Here is a 22,376-nt window from a genome sequence, read left to right on the forward strand (position 1 = left end):
TTCAAACAGCAACTCCGCCAAGACCTGCAACCCGCCGTCTTCTAGGAATTACTGTCTCGATAAACCCGAGCAGGTCAGTAGCCGTACGAGAAGCGGTCGATACGGAAAACCGTTTGCCCCCGCCGAGTACGCCAGGCCCCCAGCCACGACATGCACAGGCCCACCAGCACCGGTGTGGCGAGCAGATTGACCCAGCGCCACATCGGCGCCACCACCATGTGCTGCGGAAACGGCCATAGCGAGATGCCGCCGACGATAAGCCCAAAGATCGCGTAGCCGATCGCGGCCAGCCAGGGATTGGGCGGCCGCCGGAACGGCTCGGCCATCGAGTGCAGGCCCAACTCAAACAGCGCTTCGCCGACGACCTGGATCAGGAACTCGAGCAGCAGTTCGACGATGAACTCCATCAGCGGTTTGGCCTCGATGAACGGTCAGCCGGCATCAGCGCAGCGTCGGCTCGGCGCTTGATGAAATGCGCGGCAGCGACGCCCAGCCCCGCATCGGCGCGAGGGTTTTGGACACCACCCGGGTGACCGCGAGTTCATCCTGTGGACCGGGCCCGCTGTTGAACTTGAGCTCGACGACGCTAAGCCCTTCTTGCGAAACGGAAGCCAACGACGCCAGACCCGGCACCGCGTGCAGCGCCCGCTCCAACGGTGTGGTGAGGTCGCGCTCCACCCGTTCGGCGCTGGCACCTGCGGCGGAGACTTCGACGCGGATGACCCGCGGGATTCCGTCAGCCATCACGGAGCCGGCCGAGGCGAAGAGAGAGAGGGCACACAAGAGGTGGGTGATGCGCATGTCGTGGAGTGACGATTGGCGTATGAATTGTGCCGCGCAGAAAGGTGACGGCTAGAGCACCGCCAAGACGGCGGCCTATGAACCACTGTGCAAAGCTCTTCCGTTGAACGAAAGCCGCAGCGACGGGCTAGTGGCGGCAACACGGCACAACCAGTTTTCAAGCAACGCTTCATTGATTGGTAACCGCGCCAGTTGAGGCGCAACGATGCCAGAAACCGTGTTGCCAGTTTGCGCCGAGTGCACCGTCTGCACTTGCTTCTCTGCGAGTTGACCAGTTCTGAATAGGAGGCGGAGCACCTGCTCCGACTTGCGAACCTCGACCGCGAGATCGCTGCAGAGCGAATTGAGAAGCGACATACCAGTGCCTTGCAACTGAATTGCGCCGCCTCGATTGGTCGCAAATGGATAGTCAAGCTGTCCGTAGATGAAGTTCAGGTAAGGCGAACCGTCGACTTCCTTGTTGATTGAGTGCCCACGACCGTCATCGGACACCGAGAATTCATACCCATGGGCAATGACGCGAATCTCCTCTGCATGGCCAGCCTGATGTTCCGCCAAGGCATAGAGCACAAGCGCCCTCACGACCAAGCCTGTCGCATCGAAGCTTGGTGCGGCTTGTGCTTGGGCGTCGGCATCCGGCATGGGAGTAGGCAAAGCGGTTGTTCGTGCTACCTAGCGTTGGAATTGAGCCGCGCCGAAAGGCGTCGACTCGAATGAGCGGTTAGGTTTCACTTGGACTTTCCCGCTTGGAACGGCGAAGACAGTTCAAGGACTACACCCGACACGTTGTCTCGGACCTGCGTGTTGACTATGTACTTTCCGAGCAAGTCGGTTGGCTCGATGACCACCTTCAGATACTGAACGCCAAGCTCAAGCGACGTTCCAGGGGGCGGGCGCTTGGCTTGCCAGACCTCCATAGGCGGCGTATCTGCATAGATTTTTCCATTGGGCTGGAAGACTTTGAATTTCGCCGTTACGTCGCAGTTTCCAGTCTTACTTGGCTTGCAGCCGCTGAACACTACAAAGGCATTAACCTGGCCATTGACTAAAACCTTGTCGATCGTTTCGATGTTCACTGTTTCAGATGGGGTGCCCCAGAGTTTGAACATCCGCTGATCGTTGGCCACAAGGACTACCTGTGCCCCAAAGTCGCCAACAGCCTTTCTGTCTTGGGTGTCAGTAAGACTCTTCCCTGATTTGTCAATCCAACCAGCCAAGGCAACTGCTGGAATGGTTGCGGCAAGAAAAGCAAGGATGAATCGCATATCGGGCTTGTGAAAGCTAACGTAATTTAGACGGCGCCTTCAATGGGCAGTCGCGTCCATTTATCGTCATATCTTTCCATTACTTGCCAGATATGGACATATCCAGATGCGCCCACCGCGTCGCACGCAATCGCGCCATAACATCTCCACGTTAGGCACCAGTCTAGCTGCCGCTTGCACCCACGGCTTGAGTGGAATCCCGCCACCGACTGCCGCCGCCACAGTCCAGCCCGCCCGCTTCAGTCCAGCGCCAGCACCGCATCCGCCCCCCGCATCGGCAGCGCGGCATGCAGCGCCCCCGCCCCCGCCTTGTCATAGCGCAGCTCCAGCCGCCTGCCGTCCTCGCTCACGCGCAGCCAGGCAAAGCCATCGCCGGGATGGTCCTGCCACTCGCCCACCTCGCAGCACAGCAGTTCAGAGGATGGCGTCTGCTGAGGCGTGGCGCCGGTCGCGGCGTCGATGCCGAATACCTCTGGCGCGGCGAACTCCTCGGGGTCGGTGATGGCAAAGGGCCAGGGCGCATAGAGCGCCGAGCTGTGGATGGAATGCAGGCGCAGGCTGGGGCCCTGGCCATCGGCGCGGCGCAGCTCGGCGCTGACATGGCCGGAGCGGTGCTCGTCGCCGGAGAGGAAGACGACGCCGCTGGCGCGCTGGCGCCAGAGTTCGGCCAGCAGCCATTGCTGGCTGGCCGGAAAGCCGCACCAGGCATCGGAGCGCAGCGAGCCCGAGACATGGGCGGCGCTGCTGCGCCGGCGCGGCAGCAGCAGGGCGCCGCTCAGCACGAAGCGCGGGCGGCCGGCGCTGGCTGTCAGCCAGGCGCTGAAGGCCTGGCGCTGGGCCAGGCCGATCATCTGCGCCTCGGCCACGCGCGCCACCGTGCGGGGCTCGCGCTCGAGCCGGCTGTCGGCGATGAAAAAAGCGGCACCGCGCCAGTCGAAGCTGTGCCAGAAGCGCTCCGCCGAGCCCTGTCGCTCGCGCTGGCCATCGGGCTCCCAGCGGTATTGCCAGGCCGCGGCGCGCGCGCTGGCGGTGTATTCGCCGGGGTCGTGGCTGCCATCGGGCAGCAGGCAGGGCTCGCAGTTGTCCTGCACCTCGTGATCGTCGGGCGCGTGCACGATGCGCGCCAGCGTGGGCGGCAGGTAGCGGGCCAAGCCGGCCTTGAAATGCTGGTAGGGCCGCGCATAGCGTTCGGCGCTGGTGCTGGGGTCGGCCAGGCCGCCGCTGGCATCGGCATAGATCTCGTCGCCGGCGATCAATAACAGCGAGACCTTGCGGCCGTCCGGATGCTGGCGGCAGAAGGCCACCAGCCGCGCCATCGCCGCGTCGGCGGGGCTGGCCAGCGCGGGGTCGCGCTCGGCGCCGCGGCTCACGTCCAGCATGCCGGGCGGGTACTGGCAGGCGGCGAGCAGCAAGCTCAGCGCGCCGCCCTCGGCCTCGGACGACGGGCTGGGCACAAAGGCATGGGCCCAGTCGGGCAGGGCCGGCTGGCGCAGCAGCAGTTCGTTGATCGCGAGGTTCAGGTCCTCCACCCGCAGATCGGCCAGCGCGGCGCCGTTGCCGCCCTCCTCGGCATCGGCGCGCGGGTCCAGGTAGATGAACAGGCACAGCAGGCCGGTGTCGGGCCCGGCCGGAAAGTGGCGCAGCGCGAGCGCATGGCGCAGCGGCTCGCCGGGGCTGCTGCCGGGCTCGGCATGGAAGCTCTCGGTATGCGGCGGCGCGCTCGTCAGGCGCTCGAAGCGCTCGCCACCGCGCCAGCGCACCGGCACCCAGGCCCACAGGCGCGGCCAGCCCTGCTCGGGCTTGAGCGCCGTGAGCAGCTGCATGTGGATGCCATCGGGGTCGGGCGCCCGCTCCACCCGGTGCCAGGGTGCATGGGCGCACAGCACCGATTTGCTTTCACGCATCCGCCGCGCCCTCCCGCAGGAAATCGATGATGACGGGGAAGACCTTGGTGGCGGCATGCCGGCCGATCAGGCAGTCCTGGTGGCCATGCTCGCTCACCACGTGGTAGCGGTAGCGGCCCGGAGCCACATGGGCATAGTGATCGGCGGTGAGCTCGGCGCTTTCGGCCTGGCACAGGCCGTTGTCCTGCCCATGCACCGAGAGCACCGGAAAGGCCTGCAGCAGCGCCAGGCTCTTGGAGAGATCGTCGAGGTAGACGCTGGCGCCCTGCCAGTCGGTGATCTCGTTGGCACGCGCGAAGTTGATCGCCTGCGCCACCGTGTCCAGGCTTAGCGGGCCGAAATGGTCGTCGATGTGGTCGAACACCGGCTGGTCGACATTGCCGATCGCGAAGTCGCGGCCGTACAGCATGTCCATGCGGTGGCGCGTGCGCACCCAGGGCGTGCGCGCGATGCTGGGCGGCGGCGGGTTCTCGATGTCGTACTCGTTGTCCGGGTAGGGCAAGGTGGCGAGCAGGCGGTCGATCAGCTGGTCCAGCAGCTTGTCGCCTGCCGGCCGGAAGGCATAGTCCTGCAGCGGCAGATAGGGCCGCAGGTACTGCATCAGGTGCGCGCGCAAGGTGTTGGTGGGCGAGAAGATCAGCATCGGCGTGACCTGCGAGATCACCAGCTTGCTGATCTGCCGCCGCTCCATCAGCGCGCGCCGCAGCGGATAGAAATGCTCGATGTCCGGCTGCTCGCGCGGCTCCAGCAGCGCCATGTGCAGCATCACCGAACCCATGCAATGCGCCAGCACCTGCAGCTGCGCCTGGCCGGTGGCCTGCAGGATGTGGTTGATCGCCACCGGGATGTCGTTGAAGGCGGCCTCCTCGAAGGTCCAGGGCAGGCGCGCGGTGGGCATGCCGGCGCTGGTGCGCATGTCGACGATCCAGATGTCGTAGCCCTCGTCCCACAGCAGCTTGGCCGGGCCGGGCTGCACCGAGTGATGGGCGAAGGTGGTGCCGCTGGCGCTGTAGCCATGGATCATCAGGAGCGGCGTGGCGCCCGCTCGCTTGGCGCGGTAGCGCGTCAGCCGGCAATAGACGGTGCGCTGATCGTCGGCACTGGGCGCGCGGCCCACCGGGCGGCGCTGCGCCCCGGCCTCGCCCCAGCGCCCGGTGGGCAGCTCGACGATCTCGGGCGCGGGCAGGTCCGGCACCGCGTGCGGCAGGCGGCGGATCTCGCGCTCGGGCGCGGGGTCGGGCTTGCGCATGCTCCAGACATGCAGGCCGATCAGCATGCGCGCGGCGTAGGCCATCAGCGCACCCACGTCGCGGATCGCGCTGGGCAGGTCCTGCGCCTGAGTCAGGCGCAGCAGTGGCACGCGCTGGCGCGCCAGGTAGTAGAGGTCCAGCTCCAGCATGGCCTCGCGCTGCCCGGCCAGCGGCTCGAAGGGCGACCCCGGCTCCAGATAGAGCCGGCTCAGCTGCATCCAGGGGTTGCCGCGCCGGCTGTAGCCGATGCGCTTGCTGCCGCGCAGCTCCAGCCCCACCAGGCCGATGGCCCAGATCGGCAGGCGGCCGGCCTCGGGCGCGGGATGGCCCACGGTGAGGCGGTAGTCCATCAGGCGGCGCTCGCCCGCGTGGCTGGCCAGGTGCCAGGCGTTGCGGGCCTGCGCCAGCAGCCTGGCCAAAAATCCATGGCTTCGGCCCTGGCCCGGTTGAGCTGGCTGGGCTGGAACGCGGCCGGCGAGCTGATCCTGCAGCGCGAACACCATGTCGCGCCAGCCGCGGTTCATGAACCAGGCGGCCAGGCCGCGCAGGCGCCGCCGCAGCGGCCCGCTGGGCGCGCGATGGAACACCGCCAGCTCGGCACTGGCGAGCGGCGCGCACCAGCGCGCGTCTTCGTCGCGGCGCTCGGCATGCATCCAGAGCTTGCCCTCGCCGGGGCGGCGCTCGCGCGCCACCACCATGTAGCGGCCGGGCGCATCGGGGTCGGGCTCGGTATCGAACAGGCGCAGCATGCCGCGGCCCTGCTCGGCGCCGATGCGCAAGGCGCGCTCGGGGCCCGGCTGCAGCAGCTGGCGCAGCGGCAGCTCGCCGTACACAAAGCTCAGCTCCAGGTACTTGACCTCACCGCCGGGCGCGCCGGGCAGGCGCACAAAGCCGGCCATGCGCTCGCGGAACTCGGCCAGCGTGGGCAGGCCGGGCTGGTGCGCGGGCGCACGGTAACGTGGCCGCGGCCCCCGTACCGGCAAGGGCGCGGCCGGCGCCTGCAGGCCCCATTGATGCCTGAGCCCGGCCGGCGCGGCCACGGCGCGCAGCGCCAGCGCGGTGATGGTGAGCGCCGGGTTGATGCCCAGGGCGGTGGGCATGATGGCGCCGTCCAGCACCGCCAGGTCGGCGTAGACCTCGCTGCTGGCGTGACCGTTCTTGCCGGTAAAGACCTGACCCCATTGGTTGACCACGCCGCCATCCGCCGCGTCGGCCATGCCGCAGCCGCCCAGCGGGTGCACCGTGAGCATGGGGCCGCGCGTGCTGCCGAGCATGAACTCCAGCTCGGCCGGCAGCAGCCGCCAGGCCGGGTTGGCGAGCAGGCGCGCGCCCTGCGTGGCCAGGCGCTCGGCCAGCCAGCGGTGGCGCGCATCCACCTGGCCGTCGTCCTTGAGCGTCGGCCAGTGCACACTCAGCACGCCGCTCTCCTGGGCCGCGCCGGCCTTGGATGGCGGCAGGCGCAGCTCGCCGGCGGCCGCGTCCAGGCCCATGATGGCCAGCGCGACGCTGCGCAGGCTGCGCGCGGGGCGGATGGCGAAGGGGTCGTCGAAGGGCTCGAGCCCGCCGGCATGCCGGCCCTCGTCGCCGCGCGCCAGGTCGTCGAGCGTGCGCGCGAGCGCAAAGCTTTCCTCCCAGACCCAGCGCAGGGCGCCGGGGATGGCCAGGTCCTCGACCACGAAGCCCTCGCCGCTGTCGAGCAGGCCGGTGATAGTGGGGCCGACGCCGCGTTCGGCTGGCGCCAGGTCTTCGTCGGCGATGCCATGCAGCTCCTGCGCCGCATCCACCGCCGCCGCCAGCACATCGCCATTGCCCGAGAAGCGCTGACCCAGGCAGGCCGACAGCGCCAGGCCGGCGGCGCGTGAGCGCATGAGGATCTCGGTGGAACCGAGGCTGCCGGCGGCGAGGATGACGCGGTGCGCGCGCAGGCGCAGCGGCGCCGGCTCGCGCGCGCGCAGCAGCTCGTCGGTGTGCTGCAGCTGCAGCTCCCAGCCGCCACCCGCCGCGGGCAGCAGCAGTTCCACGGTGGCGCCGGTATAGATCTGCAGGCCCGCTTGCGCGGCCTGCACCAGCAGATTGGTGTCGAGCGATTCCTTGGCGCCGGCGTTGCAACCGGTGGCGCAGTCGCCGCAGGCGATGCAGCGTTCCAGCGCCAGGCCGGCGGCGCTCTTGGGATGCTCGGCCAGGGCCACGGTGATGCGCGCCGCGCGCGCCTGGGCGTTCGGCACATCCGCGCGCGCCAGGCCCTGCAGCCACTGCAGGCGGCGCGGCTGGTGGCCCTGCAAGCGCGCGATGGTGTTGGCCTGGCTGCCCAGGCGTGCATGCGCGCGCTCGTACCAGGCCTGCAGCGGCGCCGGCTCCTCGCGCAGCGCGGCGGGCCAGGGCGCTTGCGCGAACACCGCCGGCGCGGCCGGCTCCATCACGCCGGCATTGATGAGCGAGCCGCCGCCCAGGCCGTTGGCCAGCACCACCGTCATGTCGGGGCCGAGGCGGATGTCGAACAGCCCCTCGCGCCGGCCCTTGGGTGCCGGAGCCTCGGCGCTGGCGAAGCGCACCGCCCCGGGCAGATCGGCCAGGCGCGCCGGGAAGGCGCCGGGCAGGTATTCGCGCCCACGCTCCAGCAGGGCGATGCGCAGCGGCCGGCCCTCGGCGTCCACGCTGCCGGCCAGCTCGGCCGCGGCCACCGCCGCGCCATAGCCGCTGCCGACGATCAGCAGGTCGAAGTCGAACGCCGGCCGCACCCCCGCGCGCTCGGCCTGCACGAGCTCCCACCACAGGCGCTCCAGGCCCTGCGAGAGCCAGCGTTGCGCTTGGTGGGCCTCAGATGCCGGGGCCGTCATGCGGGTAGGCGGCCGTCAGCGCCGCATGCATGGCCGCGACCAGCTGCTCCTGCGAGACCGGCTTGTGCAGCAGGATCAGGCCGGCCGCATGGGCCTCGCGCAGGCGCTCGGGTGCGGTGTCGCCGCTGATCAGCACCGCCGGCAGCTCGGGCACGGCGCTGCGCAGCGAGCGCACCGCGGCGATGCCGTCCTCGCCGGCGCGCAGGCGGTAGTCCACCAGGGCGATGTCGGGGCGCGCCGCCATGCTCTTGAGCAGGCCCTCGCGCGTGCCGCTGGCGCCCACCACCTCGCAGCTATGCGCGCTCAGCAGCGCCTGCATGGCCAGGCGCACCGGCTCCTCGTCGTCGATCACCAGCACGCGCAACGGCGGCAGGCTCAGCTCGGGCATGCCGCTGCTGGGCGCGCTGACGGCGCTGCCGGCCTCGGTGGCGGCGATGCTGAGCTTGAAGGAACTGCCCAGGCCCTGCACCGAGCGCAGCTCCAGGTGCAGGTCCAGCAGATCGACCAGGCGGCTGACGATGGACAGGCCCAGGCCCAGGCCCTTGTTGCGGTCGCGCTCGGGGTTGCCGATCTGGTAGAACTCCTCGAACACGCGCGCCTGCTCATGCTCGGCAATGCCGGCGCCGGTGTCGCGCACCTCGATGATCCAGACCTCGTCGCCCTCGGTGACCTCGATCACGACCTCGCCGGCCTGGGTGTACTTGATGGCGTTGTCGAGCAGGTTGCGCACCACGCGCTCGAGCAGCACCGGGTCGCTCTCCACCCAGGCGGCGGGCTGGCACAGCAGGGTCAGGCGCAGATGCTTGCGCTGCGCCATCGGCAGGAACTCCTGGTAGAGCCGGGTCAGCCAGGGGCTCAGTGCAATCGCCTGGTTGTGCACCGGCACCACCTGGGCGTCGAGCTTGGAGATGTCCAGCAGCGCATCCATCTGGCTGGAGAGCGAGCGCAGCGCCAGATTCATGTTGACGGCGATCTCGGCGGTGGGCTTGTCGAGCTGGCGCATCTCCAGCGCCGCGCCGAACAGCGAGAGCGTGTGCATGGGCTGGCGCAGATCGTGGCTGGCCGAGGCCAGGAAGCGCGTCTTCGCCAGCATGGCCTGCTCCGCCTGCGAGAGCGCCAGGCGCAGCTGCTGGTTGCTCTTGACCTGCTGCTGGCGTATCAGCACCGATTCGACGAAGACGCGGTAGGTGTCGCGCGCCAGCCCCGCCAGGATCAGGCCGAAGCCCAGGATCAGCAGGCTCAGCGCCCAGTCCTCCCAGCCCAGGCCATGCGCGCCGCCCACCAGCCAGGCCAGGCTGTTGGCCAGGGTGAGCGGCACCAGGAAGGCACGGAACACCGGCGCATTGCCCGCCGTGGAGGCCACCGCGCCGGCGCACAGGCCCAGCAGCAGCAGGGTCTGCACCATGCGCTGGTAATCGCTCATATAGGGCGCGAAGGCGAGCGAGAGTGTGAACACCAGGCCGTTCAGCAGGCTCAGCCCCACCGCCCATTGCAGGCGCTTGTCCACCGCCACCTGCTGCATGGCGGGCAGCCGCCCCAGCAGCACCCAGCGCAGTGCCAGCACCGCAAACACCAGGGCCACCCAGCCCACCGTCACCCACAGCGGCAGGCGCGGCGCGGCCATGGCCGCGATCACCACCGCACTGAGGCCCACCGGGTAGGGCATGCGCCGCCCCTGCCGGGCCAGCAATTGCAGGAGTTCGAGCTTGACGCTGTGGTCTTCGGGGGTCAGTTCGCGCGCCATAGAGTGAGTGGTCGAGGCAGGGGGCAATATAGCCCGGCGGAGCCCAATAAAGCCCGCTTCAATCTCAATGCGCGCGCAACAAACGCAGCAGTTCCTCGGCCGGCATGGCGCGGTGGTAGAGCCAGCCCTGGGCCTCGACGGCGCCCAGCGCGAGCAGCACGTCGTGCTGCTCCAGCGTCTCCACCCCCTCCACCGTGATCTCCATTCCCAGCGTCTGGGCCAGCATGATGATGGACTTGACGACGGCGCGGCGGTGGTGCGAGTCCACCAGCTCGATGACGAAGCTGCGGTCGATCTTGATGCGGTCGATCGGCAGGCTGACGATCTGGCCCAGCGAGGAGAAGCCGGTACCGAAATCGTCCAGCGCCAGCCGCACGCCCAGATCGCGCAGCGCCTGCAGGCTGCCGCGCAGGGTGGCGGACTGGGCAAACAGCGATTCGGTAAGCTCCAGCTCCAGGCATTGCGCCGGCAGCGCATGGCGCTGCAGGCAATGGCGCACCAGGCCCAGCACATCGTCCTGCTCGAACTGGCGCACCGAGACGTTCACCGCCACGCGCACCAGGCCCAGGCCCTGGGCACGCCAGGCCGCGGCCTGGGCGCAGGCCTGCTCCATCACCCAGGCACCGATGGTGCAGATCATGCCGTTGGCCTCGGCCACCGGGATGAAGCGCTGCGGCGCCACCTGGCCCAGCTGCGGATGCTGCCAGCGCAGCAAGGCCTCGGCACCGAGGATGCGGCCGCTGCCCATCTCCAGCATGGGCTGCCAATGCAGGCTCAGCTGGCCGGCCTGCATGGCCAGGCGCAGGCCCTGCTCGATGCGCAGCTGTTCGCTCGCGCCATCGGCATGGGCCTGGGCATACAGGGCCACGCGGTTGCGGCCGCGCGCCTTGGCCTCGTACATGGCGGCGTCGGCGGCGCGCAGCAGGCTTTGCGGGCTGTCCACCTGCTCGGGGAAGAGCGCCACGCCGATGCTGGCGGTCACCGCCACCGGCTGCGCCGCCAGCGGCACCGGCTGCGCCAGCGCCTGCAGCAGCTTCTCGGCCAGCTGCAGCGCATCGTGGGCGCTGCGCGGGTGGCGCATCAGCACCACGAATTCATCGCCGCCCAGGCGCACCGCCACATCGTCGCTGCGCAGGATCGAGATCAAGCGCACCGCCAGCACCTTGAGCAGCTCGTCGCCGCAGTCGTGGCCGAGGCTGTCGTTGATGAACTTGAAGCCGTCCAGATCGATGAACAGCAGGCCCAGGCTGCGCAGGCCCGGGGCATCCAGCACGTCCTGCATGGCGACGCGGTTGCCCAGGCCGGTGAGCGTGTCGTGCAGGGCCAGGTGCTGCAGCTTGTGCTGGGCGTTGCGGATCTCGGAGATGTCCGAGAAGCTCAGCACATGGTGGCCCGGCAGCCCCTGCTCGTCCAGCACGGCGCTGAGATGCTCGAGCGCCGGGAAGGTACTGCCATCGCGGCGCATGCAGCTGACCTCGCCATGGCGCGGCGCCTCTTCCTTGCGATCGGGATGGTCGCCATGGCGGCGCGCGTAGAGGAACTCGGCCGGCCGCAGCCCCAGCACCTGGCTCTCGGGCCAGCCGGTCAGCGCGGTGAAGGCGGGGTTGCAGCTCAGCACGCGGTGCTGGGCGTCGAGGAACATGATGGCCTCGTCGGTGGCGTCGAAGGCCGCCACCGCCTGGCGCAGGCGCGTCTCGCCCTCGACGCGCGCAGTGACGTCGCGCACCATGCCCATCACCAGCTGCTCATGCTCGAAACGCCGCGCATGGATCTCCAGCCAGCGCGCCGCGCCGCCGGGGGCCAGCCAGCGGCAGGTCAGGTCGAGCGGGATGCCATGCTCCAGCAGGGCCTGCAGCGCGCGCTGCGCCGGCGGCTCCAGATGCTGCTGCAGCTCCACCATGCTGGCGGCCTGGGTAAGCGCACGGAATTCCTGGCCCAGCTGGTGGCCGCCCCAGCGCAGCTGCCCGCCCTGCGACTCCAGCACCGCCAGCTGGGCGGACTCGAGCGCCAGCAGCAGGCGGCGCTCGGCCGCCTCGGTCTTGCGCTCCTCGCTGCGCCGCGCCATCGCCATGTGCAGGGTGGCGTTGAGCTCGCGCAGCTCGAAGGGCTTGAGCAGATAGCCGTAGGGCGCGGCCTGCGCCGCGCGCCGCAGCGTCTCGGTCTCGCCATAGGCGGTGAGAAAGATCACCGGGATGGCGAGCTGCTCGCGCAGCTCGCAGGCGGCGGCCACGCCGTCGCTGCCCTGGTCGAGGTGGATGTCCATCAGCACCAGGTCGGGGGTCTCGCGCAGCGCCAGGCGCAGCGCCTCCTGCTCGCTGGAGGCAATGCCCACCACCTCGTGCCCGAGTTGCTCCAGGCCGCTGCGCAGGTCGAAGGCGACGATGCGCTCGTCCTCGACGATCTGCACGCGCAAGGGTCGATCCAGCGAGGCCATCATGGCGCGGTTCCTTCCATGTCGACGAACAGCCGGGCCCGCGTGCCGGCGGCCCGTTCGATTTCCAGCGTGGCACGGCATTGCTCGGCCAACAGGGGCAGCAGCTGCAAGCCCAGGCTGCGGCCCTGGCCGGGCGTCTGCTCGGGCGGCAGGCCGATGCCGTCATCATGCACCTCCAGCAGGGCGCGTTCGCCGGCCAGGCGCTGCAGGCTGACGTGCACCCGTCCGGTCCGCCCGCCCGGGAAGGCATGCTTGAAGGCATTGGTGACCAGCTCGGTGACCAGCAGGCCGCAGGGAATGGCGCGCTGCGGGTCGATGCGCAGGCCCTGCTCGGGCACATCCACCAGCAGCGCGATGCTGTTGCTCTCGCCCAGATAGGTGGAGCGCAGCAGGCCGCACAGGCGCTGCAGATAGGGGCCCAGCTCGAGCGCGCTGAGGTCGCCGCGCTCGAACAGCATCTGGTGCATCAGCGCCATCGAGCGCACGCGGCTCTGGCTGTCGCGCAGCGCCTGCTGCACCGCCGGCTCGGCATTGCGGCCCTGCAGATTGAGCAGGCTGGTGATGACCTGGAGATTGTTCTTGACGCGGTGATGCACCTCGTTGAGCAACACCGTCTTCTCGACCAGCGCGCGCTCGATCTGGGCCTGGGCGGCGCGGCGCTCGGTGACATCGCTGATGGTGGCCAGCACCTGCTGGCCGGCGCTCTCGGGCAGCGGGTTGAGGCCGATCTCCACCGCGAACTCGCTGCCATCGCGGCGCAGCGCATAAAGCTCCTGGCGCTTGGCCATGTAGCGCAGCGCCGGCTCGCGCATGTATTGCCTGAGGTGCGAGACATGCTGCTCGCGCTGGCGCTGCGGCACCAGCTGGTGCACCTCCATGCCCACCAGCTCGGCGCGCGCATAGCCGAACAGCTGGGCCATGCTCTCGTTGGCGAGCTGGATCACGCCGCGCTGGTCCACCAGGCCCATGCCCACCGTGGCCCCCTCGAAGACGCGCCGGAAGCGGTCTTCGCTGGTCTGCAGCGCGGCCTCGCTGGCGCGCCGCGCCGAGATGTCGATGCCCGAGGGAATCAGATGCGTGATGCGGCCGCTGTCGTCGCGCAGCGGCGCGATCATGAAATCGATCTCCATGCGCGTGTCGCCGGCCATGCGCACCACCACGTCGCGGCGCAGGGTCTCACCCTGGGCCGCGCGCGCCACCGCCTCGCGCAGCCATTCCTGATTGGCCGCGTCGGCGCTCCACCAGGGCGTGTCCCACACATACAGGCCACGCACCTGCTCCAGCGTCACCCCGCCGGCCTCCAGCGGCGCGCGGTTCGCCTCCAGCAGCACGCCATCGGGCGTCAGCACGCCCACGAACATGAAGAGGCTGTCCAGCACGCGGCGCAGCTGCTGGTCGCTTTCCAGCTTGATGCGCTCGGCGCGCCGCTCCAGCGAGCGGTTCAGGGCCTGCACCAGCACGCCGACGACGCGGCCCGCGCCATCCGCGATCGGCAGATAGCTGGCCAACCACTCTGAGAGTTCGCCCGGCAGGCTGGGCACCTCGGCCGCGACCTCGAAGTCGCGCAAGGCCTGGCCGGTGCTCAGCACCTCCCGCAGCAGCGGCTCCAGCGAGGCCGCCGCCGCGGGCAGCACCTCGCGCACCGTGCGGCCCAGATGCTGCTGCACGCTCACGCCATTGGCCTCGGCCAGCATGGTGTTGATGTGCCGATAGCGCAGCTCCTCATCAAGCACCGCCAGACCGACCGGCAGCTCGCTTGCGAACAAGGCATGCAGCGAGGCGAGATGCAACTCGCCTTCGCGCGACTCAACAGCCATGGCGCCTCCCAGCAGCCCCCCGCTGCGCCGCAGTGGCAGGGTTCGGCTGATTTATATCAAGAACGGAGCATGGTGCCCAGGGCCGGCACTGCAGAAATAACTATGCCGACCACCGCCGCCCTTGCGAGCCTTGGTGGTCGGCATAGCACTCCTCCCCTCGATCATCACGCTGAGGTCCAGGCAGCGCGTGATCTGGGTTGCAGTATCTCGACGCGGCCCGCCGGCGCCTATCCCTCTCTGGAGGGATGCAGGCGCTCAGGCAATCGCAAGACGAGGACTTGTGCGCTGTGCGCGCAGCAGCTCCTGCATCATGCCCAGGTAATAGGCCAGCGGCGGGGTGCGCTTGCCGGGGTGTTTGGCGAGATCGTCCCAGCGCCGCAGCTGCAGGGCCTCGCGGGCAAACGGCTGGGCCATGAAGAGCAGCTTCTCCTCGCCGCTCATCGGCCCGCCCTGCAGCCCGAGGCTGTGGCGCGAGGCCGGGGTCAGGTCTTGCGCATAGTGCGCATCCACGCTCACCAGATAACGCTTGGCTTGCACATGCAGGCGTATCGGCTCCAGCACGGCCGGGCCGAAGCCGGTGGCCAGCAAGGGCAGGGCGCGCAGCTCATGCTGGTCGTCCCGCAGCGCCTCGCCGGGGGCTGCGTCCATCAACTGGCCGAGGTCGTGCAGCAGCGCGGCCACCACCAGATGGTGGTCGGCATCGGCCCACTCGGCCAGCTGCGCGCATTGCAGGCCATGGGCCAGGGCGCTGACCGGCTCCTGGCGCTCGCTGCTGTAGCAAAGCCCCCCGCGGCGCAGGAACAGCGCTTCGATCTTGCAGATCAGGTCCATGACTCACCTCCTTGGCTGGCGGCAGTCTGGACCGCGGCAATGACGCGACTGTGACGCCAAGGGTCTCAGCATTCAAAAGCAATGAACCTTGACCTCAAGCAAGCTGAACCACCACCCGGCCCCCGGCAAGCACACTGACGACATCGCAGAAACGCCGGACCCCACAGCATGCCAAGCCAATCAGGCCATCCAAGCGCCCGCCACCACGGCCTCACCATCTTCCTGCACTGGTTGCTGGCATTGGCCATCGTGGGCGCCTTCGGCATGGGGCTCTATATGAGCGACCTGCCACTCTCACCCACCCGCCTGAAGCTCTTCAACTGGCACAAATGGGCGGGCATGACGATTCTGGCGCTGTCGGCGCTGCGCCTGCTGTGGCGCCTGGCCAAGCGTGCGCCGGCCGATCTGGCCATGCCCGCCTGGCAGGCGCGCGCCGCCCACGCGGTGCATTTCCTGCTCTATCTGTGTTTCTTCGCCGTGCCGCTGTCGGGCTGGGCCTACAGCTCGGCCGCCGGTTTCCCCGTCGTCTGGTTTGGCGTGCTGCCCTTGCCCGACTTCGTGCCGGTGGACAAGCTGCTGGCCGAGACCCTGAAGGAGCGGCACGAACAGCTGGCCTGGCTGCTGGCCCTGCTGGTGCTGGCCCATGTGGCCGGTGCCCTCAAGCATCACTGGATCGATCGCGACGGCCTGCTGCAGCGCATGCTGCCCGGCCACCGCTAAACCCTCACGAACGAAGCCGCCATGAAAGCCATTTTTTCCACCACCCTGATCGCGCTCGCATCGGCCGCCCTGCTGGTGCAGGGCCCGGCCTGTGCCGCCACCGCCAAGCCCGCCACCGCGGCCGCACCGCAATTGCTGGCGGCGCAAAGCGAGCTGGGCTTCACCAGCAAGCAGATGGGCGTGCCGGTGGACGGCCGCTTCAAGCACTTCGATGCCCAGCTGAGCTTCGACCCCAAGAAGCCCGAGGCCGGCAAGGTGAGCTTCAACATCGAGCTGGCCAGCGTCAGCCTGGGCGACCCGGCCCTGGATGCCGAACTCGCCAAGCCCGTCTGGTTCGACAGCAAGAAGCTGCCGCAGGCGAGCTTCCAGAGCAACGCCATCAAGGCGCTGGGCGGTGGCCGCTTCGAGGTGGCCGGCAAGCTGAACATCAAGGGCCAGGCGCGCGACGTCGTGGTGCCGCTGAGCCTGGCCCAGACCGGCACCACCACCACCGCCAGCGGCGGCTTCGTGCTGAAACGCCTGGAATTCAAGATCGGCGACGGCGAATGGGCCGATACCTCGATGGTCGCCAACGATGTGCAAGTGAAGTTCAAGCTCGCCTTCAGCGGCGTTGCACCGCTGTGATTTTCTTCCGTTCGTTCAACCCTGCTCCAACCACCTCAGATATGAAAAAAGCTTTCCTGATCGCCGCCCTCGCCGCCCTCTCGGGCCTGGCCCAAGCCGAAACCGCCAGCTACGCGGTCGATCCCACCCACACCTTCGTGACCTACGAGATCCAGCATTTCGGCACCTCCACCAACCGCGGCCGTTTCGACAAGAAGGAAGGCTCGGTGCAGCTGGACCGCGCGGCCAAGACCGGCAAGGTCGAGATCAGCTTCGAGCTGGCCGGCATCAACACCGGCGTGGTGCCGATGGACAAGCACCTGCTGAGCGATGACTTCTTCGCCGCCGACAAGTTCCCCACCGCCAAGTTCGTGGGCGACAAGTTCGTCTTCAACGGCGACAAGGTGGCCGAGGTGGCGGGCCAGCTGACCCTGCGCGGCAAGACCAACCCGGTGACGCTGAAGACCAGCCACTTCAACTGTTACCAGAACCCCATGCTCAAGCGCGAGGTCTGCGGCGGCGACTTCGAGGCCACCATCGACCGCACCCAATGGGGCGTGGACTACGGCCTGGCCTGGGGCTTCCCCAAGAACGTGCGCCTGCTGATCCAGGTCGAGGCGGTGCGCCAGTAAACGGCTCGACCGGCACGGCACGGTCACATCCCGACACAAGACTTGCGTTCTGGAAGCCCGGGGCGCGGCGATGATGCCCGGCATTCCCCACTCATGGGGAGTGCCGGGCGCGCCGAAGCGCCCTAGCATGCGCCTCAATTCCGGGAGAGACCCTCAGTGCAGTCACAGCGTGCCGTCCAACTTGCCTTTGCCCTGGCCCTGCTGCTGGTGCTGGTGATCCAGGCCTTCTTCTGAAGCCTCGCCGCGGGCGCCGCACCGCCCGTCGGCGCGATCTGCACTTCATGCCGCCGCCCGGCCGGCGTATCGCCCGGGCTTAGGGCCGCCACGCGGCCTTGCGTACAGTGGGAACCATCGAACAAGGTCCCCGATGAACGCCGTCCCCCTCAATCCGACCCTGATGCAACGCTGGCAGAGCTTTTCCAAGGCCTGCGTGCGCGGCTTCCATGTCTATGCCAGCTGGCTGGTGAGCATCAGCTGGAAGCGCTTCATCGTGCTGTCCGTGCTGCTGCTGATCGGCACCAACATCCTGCAGGACCTGCCGCCCTTCACCTGGCGCGTCACCGAGCATGTGGACGGGCCCTCGATGCCCAAGCTCCCCAAGCTGCCCAAGCCCGCCAGCACCGCCAAGCTGCCGGCGGGCATGCATTACGAGGTCAAGATCGACAAGCATGGGGTGCGCATCGTGCCGGTGGCCAGCCCGGCCGCGCCGGGCGCCTCCGGCGTCGAGCCCCAGCCCGGCGTCGAGATCAAGCTGCCCGAGAGCATCAGCAGCGAGGATGCCAAGGCCGCCATCGAGCAGGCCAAGGACGCGCTGGAGGAGCTGGCCCAGCAGGCCCGCGCCGCCCAGGAAGCCGCCGAAGAGGTGCGCGACGAGGCCCGCCAGGCGCTCGAGGAGGCCGGCGCCGTGGGCAGCCACACCCGCACCCGGGTGGTGCATCTGGGCGACTTCCTGGTCAACCTGGCCGTCTTCATCATCCTCGGCTCGGGCGTCATCAAGGTCACCTACAAGGGCCGCATCCAGGCCGAGGTGAAGGCCGCGCAGGCCGAGGAGACCGCCGAGGCCGAATCGCTCAAGCGCCAGGTCATCGAGGCGCGCATGGCCGCCATGCAGGCCCAGGTCGAGCCGCATTTCCTCTTCAACACCCTGGCCTCGATCGACCACCTGATCGAGACCGACCCGCCGCGCGCCTCGCAGATGCAGCGCAACCTGATCGCCCTGCTGCGCGCCTCCATGCCCACCATGCGCGAGGCCAATGCCGGCGGCGTGCGCGACCTGGGCCGCGAGATGAGCGTGATCAAGCCCTATCTGGAAATCCTCAAGGTGCGCATGGAAGAGCGCCTGCAGACCGAGATCGACGTGCCCGAGGGCCTGATGTCGGCCGAATTCCCGCCCATGATGATCCAGAGCCTGGTGGAGAACGCCATCAAGCATGGCCTGGAACCCAAGGCCGAGGGCGGCAGCCTCAGGGTCAAGGCCGAGATCGTGCACGGCAAGCTGGCCGTCACCGTGGCCGACACCGGCCTGGGCTTCGGCCGCGCCGCCACCGCCGGCACCGGCGTGGGCCTGGCGAATATCCGCGAACGCCTGATGCTGCTGTACGGCAGCAAGGGCGGCATCACCGTCACCGAGAACCAACCCTCGGGCACCGTTGTGACCATCACCGTGCCCTATCGCAGCCGTGAACAAGGAGCTTGAGCATGAGGACCGCTTTCAAGGTGATGCTGGCCTTCGGCCTGGTGATGATGTTGCTGGCCAGCCTGGCCGGCGTAGCCATCTGGCATGAGCTGGCCAGTTCCCCGGGCCTGCACATCACCATCAACGACGAGGAGCTGAGCGCGGCAGGCTTCGGCCTGGGCGACTTCCTCGGCCTGGTGCTGGGGCTGGGGATTGCCGGCGTGGTGGTGTTGCTGGTGGTGCCGGTGGTGCTGCTGTTCAGCATCGGCCTGCCCTTGCTGATCGTGGGCGGCGTGCTGGCCCTGCTGTGCCTGCTGTTCTCGGGCATCGGCGCGGTGCTGTTCTCGCCGCTGTTCCTGTTCGGCCTGCTGCTGTGGCTGATACTGCGCAAACCGAGAAAAATCGCCAAGGCGTGATTTAGCATCGCGCCATGAGCGAAACCACACTCTCCCCCGTGCGCGCCGTCCTGGCCGATGACGAACGACTGATGCGCGAGCAATTGCGCAGCCGGCTGACCGAGGTCTGGCCCGAGCTCGAGATCGTGGCCGAGGCCAAGAACGGCCTGGAAGCGGTGGAGCTGGTGCGCGAGCACCACCCGGACCTGGTGTTCCTGGACATCCGCATGCCCGGCCTCACCGGCGTGGATGCGGCGCGCCAGATCGCCCAACTGCCCGAGGACGACAGCTGGCTGGTGCCCGAGATCGTCTTCATCACCGCCTACGACCAGTACGCGGTGGAGGCCTTCGAGCAGGGCGTGGCCGACTATGTGCTCAAGCCCGCCGAGCGCGAGCGCCTGGTGCTGACCGTCGCGCGCATCAAGAAGCGGCTGGCGCAGCGCCACAACGGCGGCGGCGGCGAGAGTGCCGAGGCCGCGCCGGCGGAAACCGGCCAGGCCCAGCCGCTGCAGCAGCTGCTGCACCAGCTCTCGGCCAAGCTCAATCCGGGCGGCGCGCCCAAATACCTGCAGTGGATCCAGGCCACCGTGGGCCAGGCGATCCAGATGATCCCGGTGGAGGATGTGCTGTTCTTCATCAGCGACGAGAAGTACACGCGCGTGCAGACCGCCGGCGTCGAGGCGCTGATCCGCAAGCCCATCAAGGAACTGGTGGACGAGCTGGACCCCGCCCTGTTCTGGCAGATCCACCGCTCCACCCTGGTGAACGTGAAGGCCATCAACGGCATCACGCGCGACTTCCGCGGCCGCCAGCTGGTGGGCGTGAAGGGCCTCAGCGAAAAGCTCGAGGTCAGCCGCAGCTATACGCAGCTGTTCAAGGGGATGTAAGCGCCCGGCCCGGGGTCAGTCCTTGCCCAGGCTGCTGGCCAGCAGCCATTGCGCCACCCAGTAGCTGGCCAGTATCCACAGCGCGGCCAGCGGCACGGCGCCGGCAAACTTGTTGATGGCGATCAGGCTGTCGGAGAGCAGGAACAGCGTGCCGCCCCAGGCGGCATTGCGCGCCAGCGCCTCGCTCGCCTGCCCCAGGCTGCTGCGCCACCAGCTCCAGGCCTGCGCCGCCATGCTGGCCAGGCAGGCCACATAGACCAGCACCGGCAGGCGCAGCTCGGCGCCGATGCCGGGCCACAGGCGCAGCAGCACCGCGCCGGCGATAAGCGCGAACATCGCGAACGGCCACCAGGGCCGCGCGAACCGCGCCTGGCTGGCGAAACCCAGGATGTAGCAGAGGTGGGCGATCAGAAAGCTCACCAGCCCCGGCAGGAAACCCTGCTCGGGCCACAGCAGGGCGATGTCGCCGCCCAGCGAGAACAGCAGGCCGGCGCGCAGCAGGCGCTGCATGCGCGGCTGCGCGGCGCCGCGCGGCCAGGCATACAGAATGATCAGCACGGTGGTGAGCGGCTTGGCCAGAAAGGCCATCTCGCGCGGCAGGCCCATGTCGCTGAGCGCCACGATGCTCAGCAGGGCCGACACCAGGGTCAGCACCGGCAGGAGGAGCGGGAAGGAAAAAGGCATCGGCGGATTCTGCGGCGCAAGACCTGCCCCCTAACAGCGGGAAAGCCCTGTTCAACAAGCCCCTCCGGGACTAAGCTGCAGCGCTTTGGAGCCAAGGCTCTAAAAATCGCGCAGACGTGGGTTTCGTGCGACACAGCCCAGGCATACCCTCACGGCGCTGACATCCGGACTTTGCAGAATCAGACGCTTCCAACAAGAAGCAAGGAGACTCCGATGGCAATGACCTCAAGATCGCGGCGCCTGGCGCTGACGATGCTGACCCTCAGCCTCAGCGCGGGCCTGGCCCAGGCCGCTGGCTACCGCTTCGGCACGCAGAGCGCCGCCGCCGAAGGCACGGCCAACGCCAATGGCGCCGAGGGCGCCGACGCCAGCACCATCTTCGCCAACCCGGCCGCGCTGACGCGCCTGGGCAGCGGCTTGCATGTCTCCGGCGTGCTCGACTATGTGGCGCCCGACGTGCAGTTCACCGACGCCGGCTCCTTCATCTCGCTGCCCGGCTCGGGCCTGCAGGCCCGCCCCACCTCGCAGGCCGGCGCCACGCAGAACGCCGCCAGCGGCGTGTTCGTGCCGCATATGTATGCGGCCTACCGCGCCTCCGACACGCTGGTCTATGGCCTGGGCGTGTTCGTGCCCTCGGGCGCCAAGCTCACGTATGACCCGAACTGGGGCGGACGCTACAACCTCAACAAGGTCGAGCTGAAGTCGCTCGCCTTCAACCCCAATGTGGCCTGGAAGCTGAACCCGCAGCTCTCGCTGGCCGGCGGCCTGAACATCGAATACATGCAGGGCGACCTGGAGCGTGCCACGCCCTATGGCTCAGCCTACGCGGCCGGCCTGCTGGCCGCGGCCCAGCAGGCCGCCGCCGGCGGCGCCCCCGGCCTGGCCCTGCAACTGCAGCAGCAGGCCAACCAGGTGTTCGGCAACCCGGCCTTCGACGGCAACATCCATGTGCATGGCAAGGGCTGGGCGCTGGGCTTCAACCTCGCCCTGCTTTGGGAACTGGATGCCAAGACCCGCTTCGGCCTGGCCTATCGCTCCAGCGTCTCGCACAAGCTCAAGGGCGATGCCGACTGGAGCCAACCCGCCACGCTGCCGGCCCAGGTGCTGGCCGCCATCACCGGCAAGCCCGCGGATGGCCACAGCAAGCTGGACCACAACGATTCCGGCGCCAGCCTGAAGGTGAAGACGCCCGACTCGCTGTCCTTCCAGGCCTTCCACCAGCTGGACGAACGCCTGGCCGTGATGGCCGACGCCACCTGGTACAAGCAGTCGCGCCTGCAGGAGCTGCGCATCGAGTTCGACAGCACCGCCGCGCCCTCGATCACGCCCGAGAAGTGGAAGAACGCCTGGCGCGTCTCGCTGGGCGGCAGCTACCGCCTCAACCCCGAGCTGCTGCTGCGCGCCGGCATCTCCTACGACCGCTCGCCGGTGGAAGGCGCGCTGCGCAGCCCGGCCCTGCCCGACTCCGACCGCACCTGGCTGGCCCTGGGCGCCAATCTGAAGCTGGCCCAGAGCACCACCGTGGACCTGGCGCTGGGCTTCGTGAAGCTGCGCGAGGCACCGATGCAAGCCACCGACGATGGTGGCGGCCAGACCCCTTGCAGCTGCGCCTATTCCACCGTGCGCGGCACCTACCGCAGCTCCGCCGCCACCGTCGGCGTGCAGCTCAACCACGGCTTCTGAGTAAGCCCGCGGCTCAACCATCGAACAAGGTCACACCATCATGGTCATGGACAGAAGAAATTTCCTGCGCGCGGGCGCCCTCATCACCGCCTCGTCGGCCCTCGGCGGCCTGGCCGGTTGCATGGGCGGTGGCGATAACGGCGCGGCAGTGATGCCGCTGCCGCCCACCTTCCCCGGCACCGACACCCCCATCCCCGCCCCCCCGGCGGCCCGC

At 68.8% G+C, this 22,376-nt stretch carries 18 protein-coding genes; 7 read left to right on the forward strand and 11 right to left on the reverse strand.

Annotation, left to right across the window (positions count from 1 at the left end; genetic code table 11):
- Nucleotides 1–74: 74 nt before the first annotated feature.
- The 10 genes from AC3WQY_RS23630 to AC3WQY_RS23675 form a co-directional block, all read right to left on the reverse strand.
- Nucleotides 75–407: a hypothetical protein gene (locus AC3WQY_RS23630; protein WP_492711021.1), complete on the reverse strand. Its 333-nt coding sequence runs from the start codon at nt 405–407 to the stop codon at nt 75–77.
- Nucleotides 408–441: 34 nt separating this feature from the next.
- On the reverse strand, nt 442–801 hold the full coding sequence (locus AC3WQY_RS23635) for an efflux RND transporter permease subunit (protein ID WP_492711022.1): 360 nt from the start codon (nt 799–801) through the stop codon (nt 442–444).
- A 75-nt stretch (nt 802–876) separates the two neighbouring features.
- The gene (locus AC3WQY_RS23640; protein WP_492711024.1) at nt 877–1,443 is read right to left on the reverse strand and encodes a hypothetical protein; all 567 of its coding nucleotides are present in this window, start codon (nt 1,441–1,443) and stop codon (nt 877–879) included.
- An 86-nt stretch (nt 1,444–1,529) separates the two neighbouring features.
- The gene (locus tag AC3WQY_RS23645) at nt 1,530–2,066 is read right to left on the reverse strand and encodes a hypothetical protein (RefSeq protein WP_492711026.1); all 537 of its coding nucleotides are present in this window, start codon (nt 2,064–2,066) and stop codon (nt 1,530–1,532) included.
- Between the two features lie 239 nt (nt 2,067–2,305).
- The gene (locus tag AC3WQY_RS23650; protein ID WP_492711028.1) at nt 2,306–3,970 is read right to left on the reverse strand and encodes an alkaline phosphatase D family protein; all 1,665 of its coding nucleotides are present in this window, start codon (nt 3,968–3,970) and stop codon (nt 2,306–2,308) included.
- Nucleotides 3,963–8,057, reverse strand: a complete 4,095-nt coding sequence (locus AC3WQY_RS23655) for an alpha/beta fold hydrolase (protein WP_492711029.1) — start codon at nt 8,055–8,057, stop codon at nt 3,963–3,965. The genes AC3WQY_RS23650 and AC3WQY_RS23655 overlap by 8 nt, the downstream gene beginning before the upstream one ends.
- Nucleotides 8,038–9,801: an ATP-binding response regulator gene (locus AC3WQY_RS23660; RefSeq protein WP_492711030.1), complete on the reverse strand. Its 1,764-nt coding sequence runs from the start codon at nt 9,799–9,801 to the stop codon at nt 8,038–8,040. Before AC3WQY_RS23660 ends, AC3WQY_RS23655 begins: the two co-directional genes overlap by 20 nt.
- 64 nt (nt 9,802–9,865) lie before the next feature.
- Entirely contained in the window at nt 9,866–12,238 is a 2,373-nt protein-coding gene (locus AC3WQY_RS23665; RefSeq protein WP_492711032.1) for a two-component system response regulator, read from the reverse strand.
- Complete coding sequence (locus AC3WQY_RS23670; RefSeq protein ID WP_492711034.1) at nt 12,235–14,052, reverse strand: PAS domain-containing protein; 1,818 nt, start codon at nt 14,050–14,052, stop codon at nt 12,235–12,237. Before AC3WQY_RS23670 ends, AC3WQY_RS23665 begins: the two co-directional genes overlap by 4 nt.
- 255 nt (nt 14,053–14,307) lie before the next feature.
- A complete protein-coding gene (locus AC3WQY_RS23675) occupies nt 14,308–14,883 on the reverse strand; it encodes an HD domain-containing protein (RefSeq protein ID WP_492711035.1) in 576 nt (191 codons plus the stop codon).
- 168 nt (nt 14,884–15,051) lie between these two features.
- Here AC3WQY_RS23675 and AC3WQY_RS23680 point away from each other — a divergent pair, with 168 nt between their 5' ends.
- From AC3WQY_RS23680 to AC3WQY_RS23705, 6 genes are all read left to right on the forward strand, one after another.
- Nucleotides 15,052–15,603, forward strand: coding sequence for a cytochrome b (locus AC3WQY_RS23680; RefSeq protein ID WP_492711036.1), 552 nt, complete (start codon nt 15,052–15,054; stop codon nt 15,601–15,603).
- Nucleotides 15,604–15,624: 21 nt separating this feature from the next.
- Nucleotides 15,625–16,227 carry a YceI family protein gene (locus tag AC3WQY_RS23685; RefSeq protein WP_492711038.1) on the forward strand — a complete coding sequence of 201 codons (603 nt, stop codon included), beginning with the start codon at nt 15,625–15,627 and terminating at the stop codon, nt 16,225–16,227.
- Nucleotides 16,228–16,268: 41 nt separating this feature from the next.
- Nucleotides 16,269–16,838, forward strand: a complete 570-nt coding sequence (locus tag AC3WQY_RS23690; protein ID WP_285234972.1) for a YceI family protein — start codon at nt 16,269–16,271, stop codon at nt 16,836–16,838.
- 367 nt (nt 16,839–17,205) lie between these two features.
- Nucleotides 17,206–18,534: a sensor histidine kinase gene (locus AC3WQY_RS23695; RefSeq protein ID WP_492711040.1), complete on the forward strand. Its 1,329-nt coding sequence runs from the start codon at nt 17,206–17,208 to the stop codon at nt 18,532–18,534.
- A 2-nt stretch (nt 18,535–18,536) separates the two neighbouring features.
- The gene (locus AC3WQY_RS23700) at nt 18,537–18,929 is read left to right on the forward strand and encodes a hypothetical protein (RefSeq protein ID WP_285234970.1); all 393 of its coding nucleotides are present in this window, start codon (nt 18,537–18,539) and stop codon (nt 18,927–18,929) included.
- A 14-nt stretch (nt 18,930–18,943) separates the two neighbouring features.
- Nucleotides 18,944–19,795, forward strand: a complete 852-nt coding sequence (locus AC3WQY_RS23705; protein WP_285234969.1) for a LytR/AlgR family response regulator transcription factor — start codon at nt 18,944–18,946, stop codon at nt 19,793–19,795.
- Between the two features lie 15 nt (nt 19,796–19,810).
- On the opposite strand, the gene AC3WQY_RS23710 is transcribed toward AC3WQY_RS23705, so the two are convergent.
- Entirely contained in the window at nt 19,811–20,479 is a 669-nt protein-coding gene (locus tag AC3WQY_RS23710; protein ID WP_492711043.1) for a lysoplasmalogenase, read from the reverse strand.
- Between the two features lie 219 nt (nt 20,480–20,698).
- On the opposite strand from AC3WQY_RS23710, the gene AC3WQY_RS23715 reads away from it, so the two are divergent.
- On the forward strand, nt 20,699–22,162 hold the full coding sequence (locus AC3WQY_RS23715; RefSeq protein WP_492711045.1) for an OmpP1/FadL family transporter: 1,464 nt from the start codon (nt 20,699–20,701) through the stop codon (nt 22,160–22,162).
- Nucleotides 22,163–22,376: the final 214 nt, after the last annotated feature.

It is taken from the genome of Roseateles sp. FW301-B2 (genome assembly GCF_058788955.1).